Source organism: Cupriavidus sp. HY129, from assembly GCF_059492215.1.
In genome coordinates this window covers 310,088-321,651 of the sequence record NZ_CP083255.1, presented here as the reverse complement: position 1 = coordinate 321,651, position 11,564 = coordinate 310,088, and the positions used below count along the sequence as shown (strand labels likewise).

Annotated in this window: 9 protein-coding genes; 8 read left to right on the top strand and 1 reads right to left on the bottom strand. The window is 64.0% G+C overall.

Features of this window, described 5'->3' with window-relative positions:
* The first annotated feature begins 136 nt into the window (after positions 1 to 136).
* The 8 genes from K6G35_RS17810 (at position 137) to K6G35_RS17775 (ending at position 9,868) form a co-directional block, all read left to right on the top strand.
* On the top strand, positions 137 to 1,591 hold the full coding sequence (locus K6G35_RS17810) for an MFS transporter (RefSeq protein WP_008641247.1): 1,455 nt from the start codon (positions 137 to 139) through the stop codon (positions 1,589 to 1,591).
* 4 nt (positions 1,592 to 1,595) lie between these two features.
* A complete protein-coding gene (locus K6G35_RS17805) occupies positions 1,596 to 3,116 on the top strand; it encodes an FGGY family carbohydrate kinase (protein WP_495676825.1) in 1,521 nt (506 codons plus the stop codon).
* Between the two features lie 22 nt (positions 3,117 to 3,138).
* Positions 3,139 to 4,818 (top strand): glycerol-3-phosphate dehydrogenase/oxidase, encoded by a 1,680-nt coding sequence (locus K6G35_RS17800; RefSeq protein WP_035880852.1) that lies wholly within the window; start codon positions 3,139 to 3,141, stop codon positions 4,816 to 4,818.
* Entirely contained in the window at positions 4,815 to 6,368 is a 1,554-nt protein-coding gene (locus tag K6G35_RS17795) for an FAD-binding oxidoreductase (protein ID WP_008641257.1), read from the top strand. The genes K6G35_RS17800 and K6G35_RS17795 overlap by 4 nt, the downstream gene beginning before the upstream one ends.
* A 3-nt stretch (positions 6,369 to 6,371) precedes the next feature.
* The gene (locus tag K6G35_RS17790; protein ID WP_008641260.1) at positions 6,372 to 6,962 is read left to right on the top strand and encodes a glycerol-3-phosphate responsive antiterminator; all 591 of its coding nucleotides are present in this window, start codon (positions 6,372 to 6,374) and stop codon (positions 6,960 to 6,962) included.
* Positions 6,963 to 6,966: 4 nt separating this feature from the next.
* Positions 6,967 to 7,275, top strand: a complete 309-nt coding sequence (locus K6G35_RS17785; protein ID WP_008641285.1) for a putative quinol monooxygenase — start codon at positions 6,967 to 6,969, stop codon at positions 7,273 to 7,275.
* 251 nt (positions 7,276 to 7,526) lie between these two features.
* A complete protein-coding gene (locus K6G35_RS17780) occupies positions 7,527 to 8,024 on the top strand; it encodes a thioesterase family protein (protein WP_008641286.1) in 498 nt (165 codons plus the stop codon).
* Between the two features lie 206 nt (positions 8,025 to 8,230).
* The gene (locus K6G35_RS17775; RefSeq protein WP_008641287.1) at positions 8,231 to 9,868 is read left to right on the top strand and encodes a 3-(methylthio)propionyl-CoA ligase; all 1,638 of its coding nucleotides are present in this window, start codon (positions 8,231 to 8,233) and stop codon (positions 9,866 to 9,868) included.
* 48 nt (positions 9,869 to 9,916) lie between these two features.
* Here the strand turns inward: K6G35_RS17775 and K6G35_RS17770 are convergent, their stop codons facing one another.
* Positions 9,917 to 11,464: a long-chain-fatty-acid--CoA ligase gene (locus K6G35_RS17770; protein WP_286881155.1), complete on the bottom strand. Its 1,548-nt coding sequence runs from the start codon at positions 11,462 to 11,464 to the stop codon at positions 9,917 to 9,919.
* Positions 11,465 to 11,564 lie beyond the last annotated feature (100 nt).

The following is an 11,564-nucleotide window of genomic DNA, read 5'->3' as shown; positions in this document are numbered from 1 at the left end:
GTTTTCCCGGTTGACACCACGTGGCGGAGCGCATACATTCGCGTGGCAGATTCAGATAAGAGACCATCTGTAAGATGGTCTCTTAGCGCGTGCAGTTTGCTGCGGCCTCTTACAGAACAACGACAAGGAGACCGCCGTGCAAACCTCTGCCATCAAGATACGTGGCATCGATGATGTCATCGCCTTCATAGATTCCTGTCCAGGCATTCGCGGCCGCGCCGGCATCATCTGGTGGCTGGCACTGGGCGGACTGTTCCTCGACGCATTCTCCAATTCCGCACTGAGCGCGGGCCTTGGGCCCATGACGCGCGACCTGAAGCTGGAACCAGCGCAGGTGGCATTGCTGACGTCGTTCGCCTCGTGGGTGGCCATTGCGTTCAATCCGTTGGGTGGCTGGATGGCCGACCGCTGGGGCCGCGTCAAACCGCTGATCCTGGCCAAGGTCTTTGCCGTCGCGGGTGCCTTGCTGGTGGTATTCGCGCCCGATTTCAACGCGATTCTCGTGGGACGTTTCTTCGTCGGCGCCGCGTACGGTATCGACTTCGCCATTGCCATGGCGGTATTGGCGGAGTTCACGCCCGTGAAGCTCAAGAGCCGTCTCAATACCTGGCAGGGCATGTGGTACACGGCTGTCTGCCTGAACCTGCTGCTCGCGTTGTTGTTCTACTCGTGGCAAGTTGGTGACGCGATCTGGCGTTACTCGGTGGCGGCCACGGCCGTGTTTGGCGTCGGCATCCTGATCCTGCAAGTACTGTTCCTGGTGGAAAGCCCGACGTGGCTTGCGCGCAAAGAGCGCCTCGAAGCCGCCGCGCAGGCCATGACACGCATCTACGGTCGTCCGTTCGAAGCTGCGCCACTGGCCGAACGCGTACCGGTGACCAACATGGCACGCCGCGGTCTTGCCAACGTGCTGCTGATCTTCCGTGGCATCTATCTGCCCCGCACGATCCTGGCGGCCACCGTGCAGATCGGCCAGTCGATCCAGTACTTCGGCATTGGCTGGTATCTGCCGCTGATCAGCGCGGCGCTGTTCGGCAAGGACTTTGTCTATGCCACGATCGGCGCGCTGGTGTTCAATGTGTGCGGCATCTTCGGTGGCTTCCTGTCACCGGTGATCGGCCGCAAGCTCGGCCTGCGCCGTGCTTCCGCGTACGGCTTCGCGGCGGTGTTCGTGATGCTGCTGATTCTTGGCCTGTTCAACGGAAAGATGCCGACATGGGTGGCCGTGATCGTGCCGTCGCTGTTCATTCTGTTCCACTCGGGCGGCCCTGGCGCCAATGGCAAGAGCCTGTCGTCGCTGTCGTTCCGCAGCGAACTGCGCGCGGGCGCCAACGGCGTTATCGGCGCGCTGGGTGCCATCGGCGCCGCGCTGGGCCTGCTGGTATTCCCGCTGTTTCGCGCGCGCTATGGGCTCGAAACCACTTTCCTGATTCTCTCCGTCGTACCGCTGGTGGCCAGCATCATCTGCTTCCTCATTCGCTGGGACCCCACGCGCACGGCCATTCATCCCGATAACGAAGCCGATGCGCCGCAGTTCCGCAGCGATGCGCGTGACGGCGCCGGCTTCATGCATCCCGCTACAGAGAAGTAACACCATGAAAAACAGGAACGTCATCCTGGCGATCGACGAGGGCACGTCTGGTACGCGTGCCGCGGTGGTTGCCAGCGACGGCCACGTCTCGTGTCAGCAGTACACCACGCTGGAGGTGGATTCACCGCGTCCGGGCGTGGTGGAGCAGGACGCCAACGTGCTGCTGGAAAAGACACTGGAAGTCTGCCGCGCCACGCTGGCCGAAGCCGAGCGCAACGACCTGTGCGTCGTCGCGCTGGCCATTGCCACGCAGCGCTCCACCGGCGTGCTGTGGGACACCGTAACGGGGCGTGCGCTGGTGCCCGCAATGGTCTGGCAGGACACGCGGTACGCGGCGGACCTCGACCAGATGGCATCCACGTGGGACCCGCGCTTGCGCACCACCGTGGGTCGTCCGGCCGGCGTGCGCTCGGCGTACCTGTGGGCCGCGCGACATCTGCGGGAGACACGCGCCGTCGCCGATGCGTGGCGCGATCGCCGGCTTGCGTTCGGCACCGTTGATAGCTGGCTGCTGTGGCACCTGTCCACCGAGCGGGCATGTGTGACAACGCCGACGAATGCCACATCGTGCAGCGCCTATGTTCTGGGTGAACACCGCTACCTGACGGAGTGGATCGAGGCGCTCGGATTCCCGCAAGAGTTGCTGCCAGAGTTGCGCCAGGATGCCGACGACTTCGGCCGCACGCGCCGCGACCTGCTTGGCGTCGACGTGCCGATCCTCGCCTGCGCGGGCGACCAACTGGCGGGCGCTGTCGGCCTCGGTTGTCTCGACGCTGGCCAGTCGATGTGCCTGCACGGCACCGGTAGCTTTGTTGATCTCGTCATCGGGCCGGACCTGCCCGAGCGCAGCGGGCAGTCGGACAGCACGCTGACGATGACGGCACGTCGCTTCGAGGGGGTTTCGCACTTTTCGGTGGAGACGTTCGTGGCCACCACTGGCTCGGCGCTGAACTGGGTCTGCGAGAAGCTGCACTGGTTCGAAAGCGCGAAGCAGATCAGTGCATTGGCTGCGACGGTGCCGTCATCGCGCGGCGTGACGTTCATTCCCGCGCTGACGGGCTTGCGTGTGCCCCAGATGCGGCCCGAGGCGCGCGCTGCGTTGAACGGGGTGTCGATGGCCACCACGCAGGCGGAGATCGCCTACGCAATCCTGGAAGGCATCGCGCATTCCGTGGCGTCCTGCATTGATGCCAATCGCGATATCGCCGGCGTGCCCGTGCGTGATCTCGTCGTCGGCGGGGGATTGTCAGGCAGCGATGCGTTGCTGCAGATGCAGGCTGACCTTACGGGCCTGCCGATTCATCGGATGCAGGAGACAGACCGGGCCAGCCTGCGTGGCATCGCGTATCTGGCTGGCGCATCGGGGCTGATGTGGGATTCGCTGCAGCAAGCCCGCACCACCACCTTGCCGGATGCGGTGTTCATGCCGCGCATCGGCGACGACGAACGGGAGGAACGGCGCGCGCTCTGGCACGCGCGCGTCGCTTCCGAGCTTTCCCACGTGCAGGCATTTGCCGCGCACTGACCGATCAGGAGAAGCAAGCAACATGATGGGTTTTCCATCCCGCAGCGCAAACCGCGAGCGCGCCGCCATGACCCGCGTCGAGCCGCTTCGGCTGGTGCGCAGTGAACAGATCGACCGGCTGGAATCGGAAGCGTTCGACATCCTCATCGTCGGTGGCGGTGTCACCGGCGCTTACGCGGCGCTGGACGCCAGCCTGCGTGGTTATCGCGTGGCTCTGGTCGAGAAAAACGACTTCGCATCGGGCACATCCTCCAAGTCATCGAAGATGGTGCACGGTGGTCTGCGCTATATCGAGCAAGGCAACCTCGGTCTTGTCCGCCATTCGCTGCTAGAGCGTCAGCGGTTGCGCCGCAATGCGCGGCACCTGGTACAGCGCCTGCCGTTCCTGTTTCCGGTGATGGAGCGTGACGGTGTGTTCGACAAGCGCCTGGCCAAGGCCTTCGAAGGTCTGTTGTGGACCTACGATCTGGCCGGCGGCTGGCGCGAAGGCATCCTGCACCAGAAGCTGACGAAGGCGGAAGTGCTGTCGCATTGCCCGACGTTCAACGATGAACATCTGAAAGGCGGCTTCCTGTACTTCGATGCGCGCGTCGATGATGCGCGGCTGACGCTGAATATCGCGCGCACCGCCGCGTTTCACGGTGCGGTGGTGACGAACCACGCACTGGTCACGGAAATCACGCGTCATGCCAGCGGCAAGGTGGACGGCGCGATCATTCAAGCCGATGGCCGCGAGATCCGCGTGCGTGCCGGCGTGGTCATCATGGCCACCGGCGTGTGGCTGCGCGACTGGACCGGCGGCAGAAAGGGCGAACAGAAGACCCTGAATATCCGGCCCGCCAAGGGTGTTCACGTCGCCATTCCGTGGCTCAAGATCCGCAATGACTGCACGGTGACGATCCCCGTGCCGGGCCGCAGTCGTCGCGCCACGATCACGCGCTGGGGCAACGTCTCGTACCTGGGCACCACGGACGAAGACTACGAAGGCGATCTCGACAATGTCATGTGCACGCGGCAGGAGCTTGATTTCCTGCTGGAGGGCGCGCGTTCGGCGTTGAAGACCGATATCGCGCCAGAAGACGTGGTCGGCAGCATCGCCGGCTGTCGTCCACTGGTGGCGCCACCCGGCGGCAAGACGCTGGAAGTCCGACGCGACCATCACATCCATGTTGCTGGCGACGGGCTGGTGACGATCGTCGGCGGCAAGCTCACCACTTCGCGCCATATGGCGGAGCAGACCGTCGACGCGGCGCAGAAGGTTCTTGGCAAGCGTGCGAAATGCCGCACGAAGTCGGCCTTTCTGCTTGGCGCTGCCGGATACGATCCGCAAGCCATCGTTGCGTCGGGTGGCATGTCCGCGCACTTGGGCGAGCGCTATGGCACCGAGGCGCGCTTCGTCAGTGACATCCTCCAGGCCGACCCGTCGCTCGCGCGGCCCATTGTCGAAGGGTTACCGCATTCCGAAGCCGAAATCGTCTATGCCGTGCGTCACGAACTGGCCGGCACCGTTGACGACGTGCTGTCGCGCCGCATTCGCGCGCGGCTGATGGCCCGTGACGCATCGGCGCAGGCCGCGCCACGCGTGGCCCAGATCCTCCAGGCCGAGCTCGGACTCTCCGGGCAGGCCGTCGCGCAGCAGGTCAGTGACTACCTGGCCGCTGTCGCCCTCGAAAAATCCGTCCTAATGGGAGAAGCAACATGATCAGCAAGGAAGCCATCAAGCGCGGCTACAACCGTGGCAACTACGTCGTCGGCAAGCACACGCCACCTCACTTTGCCGGGAGCATCACGGCGACGCCGGACGCGCCGGGCCTGCAGCGGGATGCCGTCGCGGTCGACAACGACGCGCTCGACGCGTTGCGCAAGGCCGCCGATCACGTTCTGACCGCCACCAGTGACGTGGTTGAGTGGACGCGCGACTGGTGGGCTGGCTCGATGATGACCGAGACGGGCGGCAAGCCTGCCACACCGCGTGGCGTGATCGTGCGTGTCTCCACGATCGAACAGATTCAGGCGGTGATGCGCATTGCGCACGCCAAAGCCATTCCCGTGACCGTATCGGCTGGCCGCAGCAACGTGACTGGCGCGGCGCTGCCCGTGCGCGGCGGCATCGTGCTCGATGTGTGTGATGTGAACAGGCTGCTGGGCTTCGACCGCGAGAGCCAGATCGTCGAAGTGGAGTCAGGCATGTTCGGCGATATCTTCGAGCAGACGATTCAGCAGGAGTACGGCATGACGATGGGCCACTGGCCGTCGTCGTATGCGATCAGCACGGTCGGCGGCTGGGTGGCATGCCGCGGCGCAGGCCAGCTTTCCACGCGCTACGGCAAGATCGAGGACATGGTGGTCGGCATGGACGTGGTGCTGGCCGACGGCAGCCTGGTGACCGTGGGAGGCTATCCCCGCGCTGCGCTGGGCCCGGACCTGATGCAGATGTTCATTGGATCGGAAGGCACGCTCGGGGTAATCGTGCGCGTGCGCCTGAAGCTGCATCGTCTGCCCGACTATGGCCGCGCCATTGCCTACGGCTTCAAGACCTTCGCGATCGGCCTCGATGCGTGCCGCGAGATCATGCAACGTGGCGCGAATCCCGCCGCGCTGCGTCTCTACGACGAACTCGAAAGCGGCGTGCAGTTCGGCCTGCCCGACACCAACGTGCTGCTGGTGGCCGATGAAGGCGCAAAGGAAATGGTCGACGCCGTGATGGCAATCAGCGAGCGTGTCTGCGCCGAACTTGGTGACAGGCTCGATGGTGACGCGATCTTCGAGCGCTGGCTCGACACGCGTTACCTGACTGGCAAGAGTGCCGAAGGCTTCAAGCGCAGCCCCGGCTTCGTGGCCGACACGCTAGAGATGGCTGGCCCTTGGAGCGATCTGGCCGCGATCTACACCGACGTGGTGGCGGCGATCAACGCGGTGCCCGGCACGCTGGCGGGTTCCGCGCACCAGTCGCATGCCTATGTGGATGGCGCGTGCCTGTATTTTTCGTTGCGCGGTGACGTGGCCGTGGAGGATCGCCAGAAGTGGTATCGCGCGGCATGGGATGCGGCGAACGCGGTGCTCATCCAATACAATGCCGCGCTGAGCCACCATCACGGCATCGGTCTGCTGCGCGCGCCCTACATGGCGCCGTCGCTCGACACGGCGTTCCCGGTGCTGGTGGCAGTGAAGCGGGCACTTGATCCGCAAAATATCCTCAATCCGGGCAAGCTCGGCCTTTCGGACGTGCTGACCCACGAAGTGAAGAAGTAAGCCATGGACAGGTCTCTCGGCGCCCGCCTGACACGACACCCTGTAATCGCCACGCTATACGGCGCGGACCAGATCGATGCCTTTATCGACAGCGAGGCGGAAGTCTCGATTGTCGCCAACGTGGAACTGCGGCGGCTGCAACCCGTGATTGCCACGCTGACGAAGGCCGGCAAGTACGTGATCGTCAATATTGATAGTTGCGAAGGGTTGTCGCAGGACAAGGGCGGCGTCGAGTACCTGGCCGACATCGGCGTCACCAGTCTCGTGTCGACGCGCGTGGCTACCATCCAGCGTGCCAATCGCGCCGGGATGATGACCATGCAGAAAGTCTTCGTGACCGACCGGTCCACGTGGCCACGCAGCGTCAAGGCGCTGGAACAGAGCGATGCGAACCTGGTTCAGTTGATGCCGGCGCCAATGCTGCAGCACCTGTCCGGGTCCGTTCGAAAAGGGCTGCCGCCCATTGTGGCGTCCGGCTTTGTCAGCACCCAGGACGATATCCGCAGTGCCATCGCCCATGATGCGCTTGCGGTATCGACCAGCGATCAGCGCTTGTGGGCCTTTGATCCGCAAGCCAAGACAATCAGGAAATAACCCCTTGTCCACCTCCTATCTGCAGGTCATCGCGCACTACCACGCGAAGCCGGGCAACGGCGATCAGGTGTCGCGGCTGCTGGCCGAGCTGGCCGAGGCCACGCGCACCGAGTCCGCGAATCTCTACTACGAGTACTTCCGCTCGCCAGCCGATCCCAACCACTTCGTGATCCTGGAGAAGTATCGCGATGCCGACGGACTGACAGCTCATCGCGAGTCGGCGCACTTTCAGCACCTGGGCTTTGGGACCATCATCCCCCTGCTGGATCGGCGTATGGTGGAAAGCCACTGGGTGGAGGCACAGGCGGCGTAGTTGCGAGCCATGCAATGCGACCTCCATTGCGCCCCTTTGCTGCACTGCAAACTTGCGTTCCGCCGGTAAGGGCGGACTCCCTATTGCGCGGGCGTCAACAAGAGAAATTTCAAATGAGTCCGCGATATGCGGAAATGTTGGGGTATACGCGGGGGATCTGCGGGGCAGCCGAATACTAAGGCATTGGCGTACCATTTGCGGACAACAACATCGGCAGCCGATGTGTAAGGCTGCGCAGATCAGGAGACAGCATGTCCGCATGGTCCGAAAGCTCTGAAAGCTCTGAACTTCCCAGTTCGACATTCGAAGTGGAAAAAGGCTGGATCGACGAGTACGGTCATATGAACGCTGCCCGGTATGTGGAGGTGTTCGACCGCGAGGGCTTCAAGCTGCTTGAGCAACTCGGCGTGGGGCTCGGCTACACCGAGGCCACCCGCTGCGGGATCTACACCGTCGACATCCATGTGGCCTACTACCGCGAACTGCTGGTCGGATCTCCGGTTGTGCTGCGCGTGCGCGCATTGCAGTCCGACGACAAGCGTCTGCTTTGCCTGATGGAACTCTCCCATGCCACCGAGGGATACGTGGCGGCCACCATGGAACAGCTCTCGGTACACGTGAACCTGGAAACGCGCCGGGCGGCGCCGTTCCCCGGGGCGCTTGCCGAGCAGCTGGCGCTCGCCGTCAAGGCCCACGCCGCGCATCCGCTGCCGGCCGGCTGCCGCACCCTGCTGTCCCTGAAGCGCTGAGCGCGAACACCTTCCAGCGCCGAAATTCGTCGCTTTCGACGATTACTCGCCAGGCCAGCGCGACCGACACTGCTGGCGGGCAGGCCAACCACGAAAAGCCAGGCCCGGGCCCCACCGCATCCTGGCAGCACACCGACAAGCACACCGACAAGCACACCGACAAGCACACCGACAAGCACACCGATACATAGAGTGGAGGAGACACGATGCTGGGACTGATGCAGGACCGACCGCTGTTGATTTCATCGCTGATCGAGCACGCGGCCACGTACCATCCAACGCGGGAGATCGTCGCGAGAACGGTAGAGGGCCCGATCCACCGTACCAACTATGCCGAGATCCATCGGCGTGCCAAGCGCGTTGCCAACGCACTGGCGAGTCTCGGTGTCGGGGTGGCGGATCGCGTCGGCACGCTTGCCTGGAACACGCATCGACATTTCGAACTGTATTTCGGCGTATCCGGTTCGGGGGCGATCCTGCACACGGTCAATCCACGTCTGTTCCCCGAGCAGATCGAGTACATCGTCAACCACGCGGAGGACAAGGTCCTGTTCTTCGATATTGGCTTCGCGCCGCTGGTCGAGAAGCTGGCGCCGGCCTTGAAATCCGTCCAGCACTACGTCGCCATGACGGATCGGGCGAACATGCCCGCGATTGACGTGCCCAACCTGCTTTGCTACGAGGACCTGCTCGCGGAGCATAGCGATACGTATGACTGGCCGGAACTGGACGAGCGCGCGGCGTCGTCGCTGTGCTACACGTCGGGCACCACCGGGAATCCGAAGGGCGTGCTGTACTCGCATCGGTCTACCGTGCTGCATTCGCTCGTGGCGTGCGCGGCGGATGCGTTTGCCGTGGGCGCGTCAACGTCTGTGCTGCTGGCGGTCCCGATGTTCCATGCCAACGCCTGGGGAATGCCGTATGCGGCGGCCATGGTCGGGGCCAAGATGGTGATGCCGGGGCCGCACCTCAATGGGCAATCGCTCTATGAACTGATGCGCGACGAAGGCGTGACTGTCTCCCAGGCGGTGCCGACCATCTGGCTCATGCTCTTCCAGTTCCTGGACGAGCACCCAGAGATCGACATGAAGGCGCTTGGCCTGAAGATCATCGGCTCGGGCGGCGCCGCATCGCCGCGCAGCATGATCGAGCGCTGCGAGCGCGATTTCGGCGTCGAGTACCTGCAGGCATGGGGCATGACGGAAACCAGCCCGATCGGTACCACCGGCCGCCTGCTGCCAAAGCATGCCGCCCTGCCCAAGGACGAGCAGACCACGATCAAGATGAAGGCCGGACGCGCGGTATGGGGCGTGGGCCTGAAGATCATCGGCGACGACGGTCAGGAATTGCCGCACGACGGACGCGCCTTCGGCCACCTGCATGTGCGCGGGCCGTGGATTGCAAGCGGTTACTTCAAGCACACGGGTGGCGAGGTGCTGGACAAGGACGGCTGGTTTCCCACCGGCGATATCGGCACCATCGACCCGGACGGGTACGTGCAACTGGTGGACCGTGCCAAGGATGTCATCAAGTCGGGTGGGGAATGGATTTCCTCGATCGACCTGGAAAACACGGCGATCGGTCACCCTGCCGTGCACGAGGCGGCGATCATCGCCGTCGCGCATCCGAAGTGGCAGGAGCGCCCACTGCTGCTGGCGGTGAAGCGTCCCGGCAAGGATGTCACGCGCGAAGAGTTGCTGCAGTACCTGAGCGAGCGCGTCGTGAAATGGTGGGTGCCGGATGATGTTGTGTTCGTCGATCAGCTGCCGCATACCGCGACTGGCAAGCTGCTCAAGACGAAGTTGCGTGAGGACTACCGCAACTATCGATTGCCGACGGCATGAATCGGGCAGGCGCGGGCATCGCCCGCGCCTCGTCTGCCTTGCTACCGCTCAGATTCGCCGGTCGTGCGACTGCCAGTAGACTTCCCGCAGCTTGTACTTGAGGAGCTTGCCTGCCGCCGAGAGCGGCATGTCGGCGCGGAACTCGACACTGCGGGGGCATTTATAGCTGGCGATCCGCTCGCGGCAATGCGCGTGCACCGCATCGACAGACAGTTCGTGGCCGGGTCGGACCACGATGACCGCATGCACGGCTTCCCCCCATTTCTCGTCAGGGATGCCGATCACCGCGCACAGCTGCACCGCGGGGTGCGTGAGGATCGCATTCTCGACTTCGGTCGAATAGACGTTCTCGCCGCCGCTGATGATCATGTCCTTGATGCGATCGGTGACGTATAGAAAGCCGTCCGCATCCAGGTATCCGGCATCGCCGGTGTGCATCCAGCCATTGCGCAACGCGCGGGCGGTTTCTTCCGGCTTGTTCCAGTAGCCAAGCATCACGCCCGGGCCGCGCACCGCGACCTCGCCCACCGCGCCCGTCGGGCAGTCTTCGTCCGTTGCCGGATCGACGATGCGCACTTCGCACGCGGGCGCCGGGCGGCCGGCCGCCTTCAGCCTCGGACTGCCGACGACGTGACAATCGGCCGCCAGTATCGCCGAGACAGGCGAGGTCTCCGTCATCCCATAGGCCTGCAGGAACTGGCTGGACGGAATCTGCGCCATGGCGCGCTGCAGCAGTGCGCCGTCAATCGGGGCAGCGCCGTAGATGATGTTCCTGAGACTGCTCAGGTCATGGTCGGCGAACGTGGGATCGTCGAGCATCATCTTCAGCATCGTCGGGACGGTGAAAACCTCGTTGATGCGGTAGCGGCTGAGGTCGCGAATCGCGGCCTTGGGGTCGAACCCGGGCAGGATCACCTGCGTGGCGAGGCGCGTCACGGCCTGAAAGACGAAGCTGAGCGCCGCGATATGGAACATCGGCGCCATCTGCAGGATCGATGTCACAGGCGGGCGCGATGCGGCTGCCAGTGACGACAGCACGTTGCTGGCGATATTGGCGTGCGACAGCATGACGCCCTTGGGCGCGCCGGTGGTGCCGCCCGTGTAGAGCACTGCGGCAAGATCGTGGCCACTGCGCAGGCTGTCGTCAATCGGCGCGCTGGACCGCACCAGTTGCTCGTAGTCGACCATGCCTGCGGGGGTCTCGGCATCGCCGCAATAGATGACGGTCTGGATGCAGGGGCAACGCTCGCGTAGTGGCCCGATCAGTTCCAGGAAGTTGTCGTCCACGAGCAGCACGCCGGTGCCGCAATCCTCCATCGAGTAGGCGATTTCCGCGACGCTCCACCTGGTGTTGACGGGGTTCAGCGCCGCGCCGGCCCAGAGCGTGCCGAAGATGTACTCGACGTAGCGGTCGGAGTTGAGCGCCAGCATGGCAACCCGGTCGCCCGCAGCAACGCCCTGGCCACGCAAGGCGCCGGCCAGTCTTGCAACCCGGTCGATGAGCTGGGAGAACGTCGTGCTGCGTTGCGCAAAAATCGTCGCGACGCCAGACGGGTTTTCGCGGAATGCCTTGTGCAGAGCCTGTGTCAGATACACGAACTGTCTCCCGTTATCGGTTGTCGGAGCACTGCCTGCGGAGCATTGTCAGGCGGCGATACGGCTGGCGCGTCGTCGGAATGGATGATCTTGCGGCTCC